The organism is Streptomyces sp. NPDC002835, assembly GCF_053591995.1.
Map to the genome: position 1 here is coordinate 1 of NZ_JBSFUW010000048.1, position 16603 is coordinate 16603.

Below are 16603 nucleotides of genomic sequence, written 5' to 3' on the forward strand. Positions count from 1 at the left end.
CGCCAGGCGGCGTAGTAGAAGTAGACGGTGCCGTGGCCGGGGAAATCGTGTGGGAGGTATTTCCAGGGGATTCCGGTGCGGTTCAGGTAGAGGATTGCATTGAACACGTCGCGCAAATCGACTTGGGCCGGTTTTCCGGTGGGACGGCGTTCGAGCCGGGCATTCCGCCAGGCCGTCAACGTCGGCTCGATCAGGGCCCATCGGGCGTCGGACAGGTCGCTGGGGTACGGCTTGCGCTCACTCACGGCACAGCGTGAGCATGGGCATGCCGGAAGGTTCTGTTCCGCAGGAGGGTGGGAGTTTCTGCCGTATCTCTACGTCAGACGGGTTTCCAGGACCAGAAGAGGATGAGACGGGCGACGGGGGTCGCGCCTTGCCGGACGACATTCGAAACCTACTGGGTGAACCATGCTGAAACGGGGCACTCACATAAGCCGCTTACCTGCTTTGAACTGCATAAACGCCCTCTAACAAGGGAGACCCACCGGGGGGCCAGAACCCTTTGTGAGGTGGGGTCGCAGTCAGCATCCGGACGCCACCCATCCTGCCGCCGCTGTTCTTCGCCTCGCGCTCGGTGTCAGGACGACGGCGGTGCTCCGGCTTCACGTGGCACCTGACTCTCACACCCTGCTGACCTCTGCCACGATCCCCTGGGTGTGCTGGGCGGACACGGCGGTGGTCCGGGTCGTGATCAGGTCGCCCAACTCGACGATCCCGCTGCCGTTGAGGTCGACATGGACGCGGATGCCGTACGTCTCCCGCGGGTCCAGATCGTCCACGTCGACGCGGAAGGGAACGCTGCCGCCGGGGGAGAGCTCCAGGTCCGTCTGCGCCTGGCTCCCGGTAACGGTGGAGGGCGCGTCGGCCCCTGAGGTGCTGCGCACTTCCACCACCACCCGTGCCGCGCGGGTCGTGGGTGCGTCGGCAGGCATGGTCACGGTGCCGGTAACTGTGTAGCTCATAGTCCGGCCACCGGACTGGCCGGCCTCGGCGCCGTCCGCTCGGCGACGCCGGTCGCGCCAACCGCGCCGGTCCGCTGGGACCCCAGGTCGTCAAGGCGTGACAGAAGCCCGGCGACCGCGCTCGTGATCGGCAGCCCCGCGTGCTCCTCGGCGAACAGCCACTGACCGGCGGGGTTGACCTCGAAGAAGACGTACTGCCCGTCGGGCCGGCGGCGCAGGTCGACGGCGCCGTACACCAGCCCGAGGTGGCGCATGAGGCGGAGCAGCGTCGCGGTGAGGGCCGCCGGTAGGGTGACCGGCCGGACCTTGGACTCGCCAATCACCATCCGCATGTCGACGGGATAGCTGGTGTCGGTGGCGTCGATCTCGGCCGCGAAGACGCGCTCGCCCACGATCGTTACGCGGAGATCGACGCCGACCACGAACTCCTGGAAGATGACCGGGGCGTAGCGGACGGCCTCGAGATGTGCGAGGTCCTGCAGTCGCACGACTCTTGTTTCGCGCCATGCCTCGGCGGTGGCGAGGAAGGACTTGAACACCGTGCGCCCGATTCCGATCTCGTCGACGAACCGCTGAGCTCGCTCGGGCTGATTGGTGACAAGAGTACGCGGCAGCGTCAGACCGACTCTGCGCGCGGCTTCCCACTGGTAGGGCTTGTGCTGGGCCATCCCGTCCAGGAGAGGGGGATTGACCCAGGTGCAGTCCATCGCCTGGAAGAGACCGTGCAGCGCCTGGCCTGTCTCGCTGACCGCGAAGTGGTGGTCCAGCGGAGTACCGAGCTTCGGGTCACAGGTGAAGGGCCGTACGCGCCGCCACCATGCCACGTGGCACCGGTCGACCTCGGCGTGGATGGCCGGGGTGGTGAGGGTCAGCTCCGGCCACCCGACGGCGGGGTACTCCAGGTTGATCGCACCGCGTACGGGGAAGTCGGCGAGGTCGATACGCAGAACCTCGCGCCCGGCCGCCTCGAGGTGGCTCATCACGGCGAGGGCGTGGTCCTCGTCGTAGGACACGATGAGGATCACTGCTGCGGCCCGGCCGGAACGCCAACGCCGAGCAGGTAGTCGAGCCTGCTCACGAGTTGCGTGTGCTCCGTCATCACGGCAGTCATACTCTGCTGGAGCCCGGCCACAACCTCGGCGAGCTGGCCCACCTGCGCAGCGAGACCGTCGGCCTGGCCGACCAGGGACGGCGCCTGATGCCCTGTGGCCAGGATGTACGGGCTGGTGGGTGCCAGGGCAGGTGTCTGCAGGTCGATTCCCTTCGGTGGCTGGTCATGGACCGGGTCCTTGGGAACCTCCTTCAGCGTCCAGTCCTCGATGCGATCCTTGGCCACTTCCTTGGACGTCTGAGGAGCGGGCGGATAGAGCGCGTGGACGCCCTCCACATCACCGTCGGACAGAAATTCACGCTGCCCCATGACGACGCCTGGGCCCAGCGGACGCCGTGGGACGATCGTCGGTTTCGACTCGTCGATGGCGAATGCGTTCCACCCGTAGTGCATGATCGACGAGAAGTCGTAGGGGCCGAAGTCGTCTCCGTCGCCACCCGCTTTGTAGAAGTTGTAGTGTTCGTCCGGCAGGATGTTGTCGAACTTGATCTCGATGTACAGATCGCGGTCTTCACGGCTCTGCTCGTGCCACAGACCTACTGAGTGGCCGATTTCGTGCATCACGGTTCCAGGACCGCATCTCGGGCCGAGTTCGATCACCTGAAGCCCGCCCTTCCGTCCGACCGGAGAGCTGCACGAGTCGCCGGGGCTGAAGCGCACGAAGTCGGGGTACTGGTGCGCGTTCGCGGGGGTGCGCAGGACAAAGCGGATGCGCGTGCGAAAGGTCCAGACATCGATGGCTCGTGTCACACGCTCCACGTTCGGCAGGGCGGGGTCGATTTCGTAGGGAATGATCGCGTTGGGCCAGCGATAGTTCTCTCCCACGATTCCCACCGAGGCGAGCGGGCGGGACTCCATGTCGCCGGGTGCAGAAACGGAGGCTTTCATCTCGTCGACCGTGCCAAGGACGATGTCGCCTTCGAAGATCGCCTTGCCGTTCACGTCGGCGAACATCAGCCCTTTGTTGCGGAACGTCGCCCCGTCCACCAGCGCGGTCCCGCAGACGGGTCCTGTCCGGTACTCACCTCTGCCGCGCACACCCGAGCCATACGTATCCGGGGCGCCGGTGTCCGAAGCGGCCCGCTTGCGGGAAGGAGCCTTCTTCGCGGATGCGGGATTCTTCGCTGACGCGGACTTCGTTCGGGCCGTACTCGTCTTCGACGCGGTCTTCTTCGCACCACGCCCCGGCTTCGACGGACTGGCGTTCATCACTCACCTCAGTGCCTGGTGGCTGTCCACCCATGTGTTCCACGTCCCGCCTCTCACCTAAAGCACCCAACCAGGTGGCATGACCACGACTTCTCTGCGGCAAGGATGAAGATCCCCTGGCATACCCATCCGCAATCTCGCGTGCTGCGGGAACTGACCGTCCTCCGAGCCGAGAGCATCACCCCGACCTGGTGCCCGCCGCGTCACCCTCGGCGGGCACCAGCTCGACGCCTTCGAGTGGGGACGCGCCGAAGTAGCGGACGGGGATGAGAGTGATCGTGCGGAGCACACGCCGGTTCGGGAGGAGCCATCCGCGGGATGTCTCTGCCGGCGCACCGACTCCGGCATGAGGAAGTGCATCAGAGGGGTGATCGGACGGCTGACGCCGCCCACGACAGACAGAGGGCGGCCGTCGGGTGGTGATCACGAACGGGGACGTCACGGAAGGGCCCCGCGCCCCGTTCGGGAACATCTCGGGCGCAGCAGTCGGGTAGCGCGCAGGCCCCCACATGGATCAGTGAAGGCGCACGTGGCTCCGTGGGCGGGTCACCATGGGTCCCAGTCGGGGCGCTCGGTGCCCCTTCGCAGCACTGTGACCGAGGAGAATTCCCATGGCCTTCGCCGATGACTTTGCCGTCGCGCTCGCGGAGCGCGGGATCCAGATGGATGCCGCCGAAGTGCCCGCCCCGGATGTGATCGGAGGTGCACTCGAAAACATCAACGGCTACATGAGCGAACTGGACCCGGCCATCCGTGAGGGGTTCGACGAGAGCTCATTGGAGTTCACCGTGTGCTCGGTCCTGGCCGACCCTTCAGTGAACGTAGCACCTGAGGTCTCGTCAATTCTCGCCGCATACGACAGAACCCCCAACATGCGCCTCACGGAGCTGCTGCAGGCGACGCGTGAAGCGCTCGGCCAGGTTCAGGGGCAGGTTTAGGCGCCGCTCTCAAACGGTCTACGGAAAGTCAGTGAGGAGAGAAGCATGGCCATCGAGGAGTTTGCCAACTGCTACGGAGCACGGGTCGAGACGACGATCGACGCGATCATCGACGACCTCCGCGCCCTGGGGGACGACGCCATCCGGCGTGTCGTGGAGTGGAATCGAAACCTGCGCGACGCCGACAGAGCCATCATGCTCGCGCTCGCCGGAATTGCATCCGGGGTGATCATCAAGATCCTCGAGAGGTTGCTCGGCCCGACCGCTGCGGTCTGCTTCGTGGGATTGCTCGGTGGAGCCTCATGGGCCCTGCTGATCCGTTCGTTCACGGAGTGCGTGCATCTCCTCTGAGGCATCGTCCGCTACCGCTCGTGGCGACCTTCTCCGGGCTGCGGACCAGCGTGGTGCGGATATCATGGGAATAAGGCCGTGTGCCATCGCACGATATCGATCGCCAGCGTCACGTCACACGGCATTGAGACCGAGAGCACACAGGAGAGGTGACTCTCGTGACGAAATTCTGCACTACACCTCGTGAGGCCGGCGCGCCCCGTTGGGCGGCCGCCAAGGTTGGCCTCGTCGTCGAATGGGTCGTCCGTCAGGACTACTGCTTCAGCAAGGGTGGGTGCAACCCGTACCAACGCGGTGGAACCGGGACGGACTTCTTCGACGAGGCGTCCGATACGACGCGATGCCGCTTTCTTGCCAGCTTCCTCGCGACGCGCAACCCGACGCTGGACGAAGGATTCATCTCTCACTCGTGCGAAGTGCGAAAGAAGCCTGTCGACTCCGGGGACGACGAGAACGAACGATTCGCGGTGCCGGACATCATCACCCACGAGCCGGGCGTCCGCATGGAGTTCTACGAGATTAAACCGAACTCCGACTCTGGGCGGGCGGCCGGGAGGGAGAAGATCGAGACCTTCCTGTCGCTCATGGACTTCATTTCTGTGAACGACCCGAATTTTACCCGGTACGAAAAGGGGAAGATATTCGACCCTGATCGGACCATCACGTTCTATCAGCGGAACTATCTCGGCATCATTCCTTGCAAGGCGTCCCTGCACTACAAACGGGCGACCGAGCCGGAAATAGCTCAGGGTCTCATCGTCTACGAGATCTGTGTGGAGGTGGACGGAGAGCTGTTGGAGACGCTGGCCAAGGCGATCATCGTCTCCGCGGTCATCGCCGCTCTCGCCGCACTGGCCGCCATCGCCGTCGTCATCTTCGGCGGCGGAGTCCTCGGCCCGGCCGTTCTCGCCTTCGGCTCTCCCCTGAGCGGGTCCGTCGGACCGGACGGGGGCAACGAAGCCCAGGACGTCAGGTACGTCCAGGCGTTGTTGAACGACTGGCGGACCGCCACGGGTGGCTCGCTCATCTCCATCGACGGTTCGTTCAGCGAAGAAACCGCGAGTGCGCTCTCGGACTTCCAGCAAGCCGTTGGACTGGAGGACACTGCGGGAAACATGACGCCGGGCGACGTGACCGAGACAGAGCTGGAGTCGACTCACTTGAACAACCTCATGACCGCTGCGGATCTGAGCGAGATGCAACCCGACGGTCTCGGTGATTTCGTCTACCGGGAGGACCCCGACGGCTTTGATCCCGAACTGGAGGAGGAGCAAGACCTCCAGACGGCGTTCAACGCTTTTGTGCAGCAGTACCTTCAAGAACTCCGCAACACCGTTTAGCGAACGCAGCCACCAGAAAGGTGGCCGTAATTTCGTATCGAACGTCTCGGGGCTCGAACACAACCTCCCATTGCTGAGGAGTGGCCATGCCCATGCTGCTCATTAAGGGCTTCTACGATCTCAAGGGATCGCAGCCTGATGGAGATACGGTTCATTTCACCGCTGAGAACCCGGCCGAGTGGACTATCGTCGGTGGAGGGGGCGGTCGGGCTGTGGAGCACAGCACTGTGGGGCGCGCGAAGCTGCGTCTGGATGCCGTCGACGCGCTCGAGACCCACTACGGCCCGAAGCGCGACCACCAGCCGCTTCAGTTCGCTCACGCAGCGCGCGACGAACTGCTGAAGTGGCTGGGATTCACCGATGTCCAGCGCCGACCGGACGAGACCGTGACCGCCACCACCCCGGAAACGGTCCCCGGATTCGTCCTCACCCGCGGTGCCGATGTGCACGGGCGCTGCGTGGCCCTGGTCGGACGTGGCACTCCGCCCGGGACCAGTGGCCTGGAGATCGACGTGGATGTCGCCGTGCTGCAGACGACGGTCAATCACCACCTGCTCGCGGAAGGGCTGGCGTACCCGACGTTCTACCGCACCCTGTTCACGAGCCTGCGTACGGACATGGCCGCTACGGCCGGCGCGGCCAGGGCGGCCGGAAAGGGCCTGTGGGCGAGCGACGTGACCACGAGCGGAGCCAAGATCACAGGCGTGGCCTCCCTCACCGACGACATGGTGATCCTCCCCAAGCTGTTTCGCCGCACGATGGACTACCTGCGCCTCGGCACGATGCCGCTGGCGTGCTTCCCCGCCTATCTGGCGGGTGTTCAGGACCGATTCTCCATCCTGTCCACAGGCGAGCGGCGTGCCGGCCTGCACCACGTCCTAGAGGTCACCGACGGCCACACGGTGAGAATGACGCATCCGTCAGAGGATCTGGTCTTCGAGGACGCCTGAATCCCCGTCGAGGGGACCTGCCGACTTCCTTGACCGGCTCGGCACAGATTGCTCGGTCGTCCGACAGTTGCCGAACGAACTACCTGGTCAGGTGGCGGTTCCAGGGGAGTTGGACCTACAGTCGAAGTAACTTCACAGCGCACCCGTCGACCGGCCTCCATGCCCAGGGAGCGGTGATGTTCTGATGCGCCGGGGCCGTACCGGGTGACTCCTCCAGCAGATCTGCTGAATCCTCCGGCAGGGAGTGCCACTCATGGCTGACTTCGCATCAGGAGTCGGACCGTTGTTCGGTCCGAACTTCGTCATCGTCACCGTCAATGATGACACCGGCAGACCGTTCGAGCTCCACGTGTACCCGGACGCGCACAATCCGGAACTGCGCCAGGCCGGGCTGCCCACTCAGTACTACTTCCAGCCCGCCCGGGTCTTCCTGGCGCGGAAGCAGGATTCCCCGCAGGACTTCGACTTCCAGATGACCCTGTTCAAGGGCCTGATGTCGGAGGAGGCGCACATCACGCCCGGCGATCTGGCCGGCACCGAACTGGGCGGTGGCTTCTGCGCGTTCTCGACAACGTTCGCCATTCCGCCGAGCGTGATCACCGGTGCGATTCAGAAGCTGAAGCAGCGGGAGCACGAGATCCCGGACCGGCTCGGCCCCTTCTTCAACTTCCAGCAGAACGATCCGGAGCCGTCGCTCGGCATCATTCCGATCACGGAAAGCGCCGTGGTGTGCTCCGTTCAGGACCCGGCCGTCACAGGCGGCAAGATCCTCATGACAGCCCAGCACAGCGGGAAGGGCAGCATCGAGGCGCAGGGCATCTGCTCGTTCCTGATCAGTTGTAACCTGCCGGCCGCGGGCCAGATCGCGAGCGCGCTGAAGGCGGGTGCCTCGCCGCCGTTCCTGGTCACCAACGCGCTCCAGGAAACCTTCTACATCAACGGTGTCACGATCGAGGTGGATGTCGACATCGACAAGGTGTTCGACTCCTTCTCGGCCGCGGTCTCCACCGGCGGCCTGTTCCGGATCAACTCGCTCGAAGCGGAGTTCGCCTACCAGAGATGTATCACCAGCGGCGCCATCAAAACGCACATAACGCAGAACAACGCGGTGCTCGACGCGGACACCAAGAAATGGGTGACGGAGAACGTCAACGAGATGAAAAAAACGGCGCTCGAGATGGTCAAGCACGAAATCTTCGACTTCGATCCCGCCAAGAGCGACTCCAAGGCAACGGCCGACCGCGGTTGGTTCAGCGAGCTGTTCGGAGGCTCGGCCGTGTCGATCAAGTCCACACACGCCCACAATGGGGTCCACGTCCGCCAGGAGTTGGTCCTCGACCAAACGGTAGCCGTGAGCCATACCGTCAGCGGTAATCTCAGCGACCTCTTGCCTGCCGTCCGGGCCGATCTGAACAAGTACCTGTTCATCATCGACATCGGCGAGTTCTTCAAGAAGGTCCAGGTCGCCGGGTTTTCCGAGGTCAACTTCAGCGAGAAGTTCTTCGACGGCACCGAACGGAGGAGCCCGCTCAGGTCCGTCCAACTGGAGGCCGGATACCCCGATTTCTCGAGGCCGGTGGAGAACGGCCAGGTCAATCTGAGCATGAGGGCCAGCGGCCAGCACTACGTACCCGGCGAGACGCAGCCGAACGGTCAGGAGCAGCCCGCCGTCTGGCGGGAGCAGACGGCCAGGGACATCGTCAACATCTCGTTCCTGCGGCTGGACAACCCTGTCGACGGCTGGCCGTCGGACCAGGTGAAACTGCGGCGCAAGCTGATCTTCGACGGGCAGGACCCCCGCGTCAACCTCTCCCCGCAGATCGCCCCGACCGACCCGTCGGTGGCCGTGATCGAGGAACTGAGCACCGACCACGCCCCGGTCATGACCGCAAGTCAGGTCGGCTACGTCTTTGTGCGGTTCATCGTGTCGCCCGTCCGGCTTCCGTCCAACATCACCGTGACGATAACGCCAACCATCGACGATGACACGTTCCCGGCGATCGTGGTGACTAAGGACAACGTGAAGAACGCGTTGTGGGAGGTGTATTCCGACAAGTACGTCTTCGTGAAGGAGATCAGCTACACCGTGTCCGTCGAGGTGCTCGGGCCCAACTTCACCGACGAGCCGGTCTTCTACACGACCTCGGAGCCGGTCCGGGTTCCCGTCCCGGAAGGGCGGATCAAATACATTCCGCAACTGGCCACTCCGCTGCCGAGGACGCCCGCAGACAAGATCGAGACCGTCAACCGGTACGTTGCCGCGGCCGCCAACGTCACCGTGTGACCACCGGACCGCATGCCCCGGATGGACGGGCCGAACCGCCCGTCCGGGACACGACGGATCACCCCGACGGGGAGACACCATGGGACAGATGGAGCAGGCATTCGACGAATTCCTCGTCGCGGAGCCGAAGCCCTGGCTGGTAGAACGGACGGGAGACCACATCGGCTCGGTGGTCAACGAGAGCAGGAGCGCCGAACTCCCCTCGGATGCCCCGCTGCTTCCGCGCCTGGAGAGCGGTCCTGTCCCGGACGTGCTCGCCTTCGCCCCCTTCCCGAACGCGACGTGGTTCCTCCCGGCGTACATCCTGCCCGCCATGGACCGGAAGTTCGCCTTCGACGTCGTCCAGACAAGCGCGCCTGCCACCGGTGGAGGAACGTTCAACCGCGCCGCGTTCACCCTGACGTTGAAGGAGGAGTTGTCGGAGAACGTCCTCTCCTCCGTCCAGTCGGGTGAGTTGCACCCCGTGCCCGACCTGCAGCCGGTCGTGAAGCTGGTCGTACCCCTCACGGAGCCTGACGGATCCGTCACGGAGCATACGGTGACGGGCACCACGGCCACCGTCAGCGGGACAAGTTTCACCGCCGCGTTCGAGCTGTCCGGTCCGCTGGTCGAGGCCGTCTACGTGCACCTCACCCTGCACGGGAAGCTGCGACTGGAGTTCGAGCCGACCTATTCCGGCTACCAGACGGCGCTGGTGACGTCGCCCGACACCGGATTCCCCGTCCACGGGCCGATCTTCCACGGATTCCAGTTCGAAGTCTTCGGTGACGGCGGCAACACCGGGGGCACTCCCTTCGAGCCGTCCCTCATCGACAGGATCGGCGCGTACGTCTTCTTCCCGTGCACCGCCCGCTTCCGACGCAGCCTGCTCATCGGAGACAAGTTCAACACCGACACCCACCGCAGCAGGTTCACCATCACGGCGGGGGACGTGACGCGGCCCATCATCGACGCCAACGACTTCAGGGTCTTCGCGCCCCAGCGTACGGAGTACCGCGAACTGACCACGCTCGGCGACATCCCGTCGAAGTATCCCTCGCTCCAGCGTGTCTTCCTCGGCCAGATCAGCGGCACGGTGATCGCAGTACCGGACGCCTACGGGATCCTCGTCACGGCGCAGGGCGCCCTCGCGGCCTGCGACTCGATCGTCGACGAGTCGCCCGCCTCCATCAGCGGCTGCCGGTTCCACTTCACCTTCACGGTCGGCCCGATGGCAGACCCGATCGACCTCGCCCGCCTGCGGGCGGACGTCACCGGCGTCCCGGAGGCAGTCGGGCGCACCCTGCGCGTCGCCCTGCCCAGTGGGCTGGACTCCCGTACTCCGTCCACTCTGCAAGGCCTTCGGAGCGGCCAGGTCGCCTTCGCCGACGGCGACGGCACCACCATCCAAGTGGGTGTCGACATCAGCGACGACCGTCCCACACCAGCCGCGTCCCTCGTCAACCTGTTCCTGCAACAGCTCGCATCGCCAGGGACGGCGCCCCTCTTCGGCAGCATCGCCGTCCGGCTCGACGACCTCTTCCCCCAACCCGTGCGCAGCCAGGTGCTGCTGAACCTGCGCCGCACCGCCCACAACGGTGACCTGACGACCACTCCGCAATCCGGATCGCAGCCGCCCAGCGCTCAGGCCACGAACGTGGGACCACTCGACCTCAAGCTCCTCCAGTGCGCCGACGTGCGGGACGGCCAAGGCCCGGAGCCGATCGTCCCTCTCGGGGGCAGGGTGCTCGAAGCCGGGCAGACCACCACCCTCCCGGGCGTCGGTGCCGTGACGGTGGTGGAAGTGTCGCGCACCCTGGAGGTGGCCGCTCCGCTGCCGAAGGCCGACATGCTGACCTTCCTCACGTTCCGCACCCACACCGTGCAGGAGGTGCAGTACCCGCTCACGGTCAACGCGACCGGGCTGAACTTCGAGGCGGAGGGCGTCAGCACCATCAAAGTGGAGATCGCACTCGATGCCAACCCGGGAGACCCGGTTCCCGCGTTGACGCTGAGCCCTTCCCACGACATCGATTTCGTGCACGCCTCGCTCCCGGTGGATTCCGCCGTCACCGGCCTGGACAGCACGGTCGTGCTGACCGTGAACGCGCCGTCCGGCGCGCGGACCGTCTCCGTCGCGCACGACTTCGTCGACGAGCCCGTTCTCCTTGTCACGTCGGCGGTGATCCACTGACGCGAACCACCGCCGGCAGAACCGCCTTCGACCGACAGGGGCACCGCGATGCCAGGCAGCGTTATCCCCACAGGCCCGATCTTCGGCCCCGACTCGCTCGTGATCCCGGTGAACGGCGGTACGGACGGAGCGTCACCCGTCGGCGTCCGGATCCGGCCCGACGCCGTCAACGCCGACCTGGCGCGCTCCGGTGAACCCACCCGGTTCTACTTCCAGCCACCGCGGGTGACTGTCGCGACGAGGCCTGGCACAACCGACCTCGAGTTCTCGGCCACTGCCATGGTTCAGTCCCCCGTAGGTCCTCACCCGCAGTACCTCGGCGGCTCCTGCACCTTCTCGTGTACGGTCACCCTGCCCGCCGACGTCCAGGCCGGCATCGTGGAGAAGCTCGCGAACCACGACCACCCCGCCCCGCCCGCGCGCATCGCCGAGCTGTTCGCCCACCGCCGCGGGGACCCGGACCCTGAACTGCGCATGGTGCCCGTCACCGGCAGCGCCGTCTCGTGCGTCATCGAGCAGCCACCCACCGGCACCGGTCCGCTGCTCATGAGCGTCCAGGGCGGCCCTGGCGGGGGCATCGACGCGCAGGCGTCCAGCTCCTTCCTGGTGTCCTTCAGCCCCGCTGCGGCCGAAGCGGTCGTGACGAACCTGCGGGACGCCGCCGCGCCGCCGTTCATCATCCGCAACGTGCTCACCGAACAGTTCGACACCGGGCCGACGGCCCTCACGGCGACTCTCGACGTCGATGTGGCGAAGCTGCACGAGGTGTTCCAAGCGGCCGTGCCACCCGGAGAACCCTGGCCCGACGGGGACGCGGCGGACACCGCGTACCGATCCGCCGTCGCGGTGGGAGCCGTCCGCACCGGACTGACCGAGACCGGCGGCCTGACCGAGACCGGCGGCGCGCCCTTGGACCCGTCCGTCCTTGCCTGGCTCGGCGGCACGAACGAACTGCGGACAGCCGCTTTCGCCATGGTCAAAGACCGACTCTTCGAAGTCGCCGGCACGGATGTGCACCCCGACCCCGTCGGGGGCGCGCAGAGTGACGCCGCTGCCCCCGCATGGTGGACCGCGGTCTTCGGCGACGCGCGGATGACGCTCAAGCGGGAACCGGCGACGGGCAGCGTCAGCCTGCGGGAGTCCGTCACGCTGCACGGTGCCGTCTCTGCGGAGCAGACGGTGGAAGGCGATCTGGCGGAGGTGGCCGCGGCAGCCCGCCACGAGCTCGACAAGTACCTGACGGTGATCGCCCTCTGATGGTCCAGTGGTCCAGCTGGACTGAACCAGCTGGACCAGGTCTGCGTCTCAGCCTGGCCCGGCACCAGCCGCCAAGGCGGTCAGAACGCGGTGGGTCTTGGTGTCGGGAAGTTCGGAGATGGTGACTCCTCGCGCTCGCACCGCATCCTCGAGCTCTCGCTGCTTGCGCTCGGCCCGTGCCGTGAGCTCCTCGGCGTCGTCACCGTCCTTGGGCTTGGCCCGGCTCGACACCTCCAGGAACTCCAGACCGGCGCCCGACCACACCTCGAGGTTCACCTCCAGGTCGTCGAGCGCAACGTCCTCGACCTTGGTCGAGCGAATCGGCCCCAGCGCGACGAGCCCACCGAACTGGACGTCTGGAGCGCACGCGTGCAGGAACTGATCCTGTAGCGCGCCGATCGGCGCGGCGGGATCGGCACCGGTCGCCACCGCGTCCGTAAGATGCCCCGGCTGATGGTCGTGGACGAGGGAGGCGGCCAGCACACGGCGTGCGCCCGACCAGTCCTCCTCGATCCTGTAGGTGAAGGGTTCAGCGTCGAAAGCGGCGGAGAAGCGGCCGACCAACTGCTCCCGTGTGCACGGACGCAGCTTGACCGTCAGGTCGTCCGGACCGCCACCGATCCTGAGCCGTACGATCGCTCCGCCGTCCAGCAGCGGCAATCGCCCCTCGGAGACGCCGTCGGAGTCCTCGGCGAACCAGATCTCACGCACCATCATCACACCGTGCGCCCCACCCAGAGCGGGCAGGGCCGCCCCCACATCGCCTTCGATGTTGACCTTGATCTCGACTGGCAACAGGTCCATCGCATCGCTCCTGCGGGTTTCCGGAACCGGAGCTGGGATCGGCGAAGCGCACTGATCCATCCGTATTCAGGATATCCGCGGCATGCCTGGGTCGCTCGGCAGAACGACCGACGCCGGCTCAGCCCGGTCTGGTTGCCTGCCAGGCCCCTTACCCATCGCCGCCATGCCCCACGAATGCCGGTCCTGCGGCTCGACTGCGGGAGTGTTTGGACCGCGTACGGTACGGATCTTGGTAGGGGCAGCGACAAATGCCGGGGCATGGAGCGGTGTTGGCGCGGGTGCTGGGTCGGCCGACCGGTCTCGTGTCGTCGTCTTGTCAACACGCGCTGCGCTGTCGACAGTGCTGTACGGCGAGGTGCCCGCATGAGACGCCGAACCCTCCGGCCCCTCGAATGTCGCACCGCCTACCACGCGGCGCCGGAGGTTGACGAGCGGGCGGCGCTCCACACGCTGCAGGCTCGGCACGATGCCGCCGCGGCCGATGCGAGTGTCGGCGCCGCCGGGTGCGGGCACGCAGCGCGCCGGACGCAAGGGCGTACGTCACACAGACCACGGCGCTGACAGTCGGGTGGTCGACGCAGTCCCGCTCCACCAGGCTGCAGTGACGCCTCGGCCCGTCAGGGGTCGCTCACGCCTCGCAGATGGCGCCCGACGGCACGCGTTGCGGACCGACCAGGAGAGCGCCGCGCACAACGCCGCCGCGACGACCGCCACCGCGAAGGGCCGCCGGCGCTCCAGGGGAATCCGCGAGGCGGCCGGAGAGGGCTTGGCCACCCGCGCCCCGCTGGTGAGGAAGGCCATGGACTCGGCGAGCCAGGGGGCGGGCACGACCGCTCGGTGAGGCCGAACACGGTGATCAGGTGCGGCGCGTAAGCGGCGCCGAGGATAATCACGACCGCGTACAGGGCGAGAAGCGAGTCGACAAGGACGAGCGGGGCCGAGAGTACGACAGACGCGGCGGGGGCGGCCCGCCAGCGGGGCGGCAGGCCGACCCGCGCGGGCACGGCGGCCGTCGCGAGGCCGACGGCGGCGCTCATCACGCCCATGGCGGCGTAGACGAGCCCGGCCTGCGCGGGCGCTCCGCGCTGGCTGACATGCAGAACCACTCTGAGCAGACTGCGGCCGAGCCTCGGTGCCGCCTCACGCTGACCGGTTCGGCCCGTTCGCACGGACGAGGCGGCGGTGGCAGATGAGGCTGCGGAAATACCCGCGAAGGCGAGGAAGTGCTCGGCCTTGCGCTCGAACAAAGGCACCTCGATGGTGGAGGCATTTGCGGGCCGTCGTGCAGGAGGTCCAGGCTGGCAGGCCCCGAGACACCACCAGCTTCAAGGCCCTGGCCGCCGGGTACGTCCGGCCGCGGCTGAACAAGGCCCGTGTCCTGCCAGCGGTGCTGCGTGCTGAGAGACAGGTCCAGGATAAATGGGACCGCATCTATCGGGCGCTCCCCCGCCGCGCCCCGGGGTTGCGCCGGCCTGCCTCACCGACCCTGCGGTGCGGTGCCGAAGGTGCAGCCCTACATTCCAGCAGCCATCGCGCCCATGGGTAACAGCGGTGGACTCTCCCACCGTGGGAGAGTCCACCATGAGGGCTTGCAAGACGAACTTCTCACCATTGGGCGCTTCGCTCGGCTGTGCCGGCTCAGCGTCAAGCAGCTCCGGCATTACGACGAGATGGGGCTGTTGGCTCCGGTCCGCGTGGACGGCAGCTCCGGCTACCGCTATTATGCACCTGAACAGGCACGCAATGCGCTGACCATCGCGCTGCTCCGCGAGATGGATCTTCCCCTGGCTGTGATCGCCCAAGCGCTGGCCGCCGAGCCTGAGCGCAGGGCACAGGTCCTGCGCGCTGAGCGGGACCGGCTGGCCGAGCGGATCAGCAGGGACCAGGCCCGGCTGGGAATGCTGGAGCGGCTGGTGGAAGGCGGCCTACCCGGTTACGAGGTGACGATGGGCAGGGAGCCGGAGCGACGGCTGGCAGTGGCGCGAGCGGTCTGCCTCTCTGCGGAGATCGGAGCGGGGGTCGAGGAGGGCGTAGGCCGGCTGCTGCCCGTGCTCGGCGAGGCGGGAATCGCGTGGGAACCGCCGCTGTGGGCGTTGTACCCGCTGGATCTTGAAGAGCGGGTGGAGATCGCCGTCGGAGTGCAGACGCAGCAGGGAGCAGGGGCGCCCGGCCTGGAGTTCGAGGTGCTGCCCGGCGGACTCGTTGCCGAGACCGTGCACATCGGGCCCTATGCCCAGCTGCCCTTGGCCTACAACGCGCTCTTCGCCGCCGTCCATGAGAGCGGGCTGCGCCCGCAAGCGCCCGTCCGTGAGGCCTACCTCGTCGGGCCGGCTGAGGCGCCGCGAGAAGAGCTGATGACCAGGGTGGTCGTCCCCGTCCAGGAGAGCATGGCATGACCACGGTAAGAGACATTGATGCCCGCGGTACGCAGCACTGCGAGACGACAGCTCTGGGTGTGCTGCTGCGGCACCAGGGACTCGATCTGTCCGAGCCCATGCTCTTCGGCCTCGGCTCCGGTCTGTCCTTCATCTACTGGGACAGCAAGAACATGGACTTCCCCTTCTTCGGGGGACGGGTCAAGCCTTTCGACCTCACCAGAAACCTGGCCGCCGGACTCGGGCTGGAGCTCCTGGTCCAGGAGACCGTCTCCCCCCGCAAGGTCTGGACTCCCTCGCGGTAATCGACCAGTGGCGCGGCAAGGGCATCGCGCGGGCCCTGGTCGCCGAAGCGGAGAAAGCGGCCGGCTCGCAGCCAGCCGGGAAGCTGGGCGCGGCCGTCCTGTACGCCACGCACGAGCCGGAGCTGACGGACTTCTACGCGAGGCTCGGCTTCACCCTCTCCCCCGACGGCATCGGCATCCCCACCCCGGCCGGGATCATCTGCCACGGCCCGCTCAAGGGCTTCAAGTTCTCGGTGAAGCCGCTGCGCAGCGGCGTCCAGATGGAGCCGATGGCCACCCGTACGGGCAGCACCTAGTTATCCGGGGCGTCCTGCCCGTGCCGGCGCGCTGACCTCGTTGCCGCGCCCCTACGCGAGCGAGTCCCGGACCGCATCGGTCCGGGCTGCGGTCGGTCGTGGAGCGCGAGCCGGAGCGTCGTACACGCCGTCGTCTGCGCACCCGGGCACCGGCCTGTGCTCCCTGTGCGGGGGGCATCAGCAGAAGATCCAGGCGGCGGATACCAGCTCCATGGCCCGGCATTGAGTTCTGTGGGAGTCCGGTCCCG

15 protein-coding genes and 1 pseudogene are annotated in these 16603 nt (G+C 66.7%); 11 read left to right on the forward strand and 5 right to left on the reverse strand.

What is annotated here, in order from left to right; all coding sequences use genetic code 11:
* From ACWD01_RS32970 to ACWD01_RS32985, 4 genes are all read right to left on the reverse strand, one after another.
* On the reverse strand, window positions 1–245 hold a 245-nt coding region (locus ACWD01_RS32970), incomplete at its 3' end, for a transposase (protein ID WP_451167047.1).
* 375 nt (window positions 246–620) lie between these two features.
* On the reverse strand, window positions 621–962 hold the full coding sequence (locus ACWD01_RS32975; RefSeq protein ID WP_451167049.1) for a YbaY family lipoprotein: 342 nt from the start codon (window positions 960–962) through the stop codon (window positions 621–623).
* Window positions 959–1975, reverse strand: coding sequence for an MvdC/MvdD family ATP grasp protein (locus ACWD01_RS32980; RefSeq protein WP_451167050.1), 1017 nt, complete (start codon window positions 1973–1975; stop codon window positions 959–961). Before ACWD01_RS32980 ends, ACWD01_RS32975 begins: the two co-directional genes overlap by 4 nt.
* 8 nt (window positions 1976–1983) lie before the next feature.
* Window positions 1984–3060, reverse strand: coding sequence for a M12 family metallopeptidase (locus ACWD01_RS32985; RefSeq protein WP_451167052.1), 1077 nt, complete (start codon window positions 3058–3060; stop codon window positions 1984–1986).
* A gap of 79 nt (window positions 3061–3139) precedes the next feature.
* On the opposite strand from ACWD01_RS32985, the gene ACWD01_RS32990 reads away from it, so the two are divergent.
* From ACWD01_RS32990 to ACWD01_RS33025, 8 genes are all read left to right on the forward strand, one after another.
* Window positions 3140–3343: a hypothetical protein gene (locus tag ACWD01_RS32990; protein WP_451167054.1), complete on the forward strand. Its 204-nt coding sequence runs from the start codon at window positions 3140–3142 to the stop codon at window positions 3341–3343.
* A 550-nt stretch (window positions 3344–3893) separates the two neighbouring features.
* The gene (locus ACWD01_RS32995; protein WP_451167056.1) at window positions 3894–4220 is read left to right on the forward strand and encodes a hypothetical protein; all 327 of its coding nucleotides are present in this window, start codon (window positions 3894–3896) and stop codon (window positions 4218–4220) included.
* A 45-nt stretch (window positions 4221–4265) separates the two neighbouring features.
* Window positions 4266–4571 (forward strand): hypothetical protein, encoded by a 306-nt coding sequence (locus tag ACWD01_RS33000; RefSeq protein ID WP_451167059.1) that lies wholly within the window; start codon window positions 4266–4268, stop codon window positions 4569–4571.
* A 149-nt stretch (window positions 4572–4720) separates the two neighbouring features.
* Complete coding sequence (locus ACWD01_RS33005) at window positions 4721–5911, forward strand: peptidoglycan-binding domain-containing protein (RefSeq protein ID WP_451167060.1); 1191 nt, start codon at window positions 4721–4723, stop codon at window positions 5909–5911.
* An 86-nt stretch (window positions 5912–5997) separates the two neighbouring features.
* On the forward strand, window positions 5998–6861 hold the full coding sequence (locus ACWD01_RS33010; protein WP_451167062.1) for a thermonuclease family protein: 864 nt from the start codon (window positions 5998–6000) through the stop codon (window positions 6859–6861).
* 349 nt (window positions 6862–7210) lie between these two features.
* Window positions 7211–9145, forward strand: a complete 1935-nt coding sequence (locus tag ACWD01_RS33015) for a hypothetical protein (protein WP_451167064.1) — start codon at window positions 7211–7213, stop codon at window positions 9143–9145.
* A gap of 79 nt (window positions 9146–9224) precedes the next feature.
* On the forward strand, window positions 9225–11318 hold the full coding sequence (locus tag ACWD01_RS33020; RefSeq protein ID WP_451167066.1) for a hypothetical protein: 2094 nt from the start codon (window positions 9225–9227) through the stop codon (window positions 11316–11318).
* A 48-nt stretch (window positions 11319–11366) separates the two neighbouring features.
* On the forward strand, window positions 11367–12575 hold the full coding sequence (locus ACWD01_RS33025) for a hypothetical protein (RefSeq protein ID WP_451167068.1): 1209 nt from the start codon (window positions 11367–11369) through the stop codon (window positions 12573–12575).
* A 48-nt stretch (window positions 12576–12623) separates the two neighbouring features.
* On the opposite strand, the gene ACWD01_RS33030 is transcribed toward ACWD01_RS33025, so the two are convergent.
* Window positions 12624–13379 carry a hypothetical protein gene (locus tag ACWD01_RS33030; RefSeq protein WP_451167069.1) on the reverse strand — a complete coding sequence of 252 codons (756 nt, stop codon included), beginning with the start codon at window positions 13377–13379 and terminating at the stop codon, window positions 12624–12626.
* A gap of 1589 nt (window positions 13380–14968) precedes the next feature.
* Here ACWD01_RS33030 and ACWD01_RS33035 point away from each other — a divergent pair.
* From ACWD01_RS33035 to ACWD01_RS33045, 3 genes and pseudogenes are all read left to right on the forward strand, one after another.
* On the forward strand, window positions 14969–15775 hold the full coding sequence (locus ACWD01_RS33035) for a MerR family transcriptional regulator (protein WP_451167071.1): 807 nt from the start codon (window positions 14969–14971) through the stop codon (window positions 15773–15775).
* A pseudogene (locus ACWD01_RS33040) lies at window positions 15772–16044 on the forward strand (BtrH N-terminal domain-containing protein); the annotation flags it as partial. The gene ACWD01_RS33035 and the pseudogene ACWD01_RS33040, both read left to right, overlap by 4 nt.
* 50 nt (window positions 16045–16094) lie before the next feature.
* Window positions 16095–16355: a hypothetical protein gene (locus ACWD01_RS33045; protein WP_451167109.1), complete on the forward strand. Its 261-nt coding sequence runs from the start codon at window positions 16095–16097 to the stop codon at window positions 16353–16355.
* The last annotated feature ends 248 nt before the right edge of the window (window positions 16356–16603 follow it).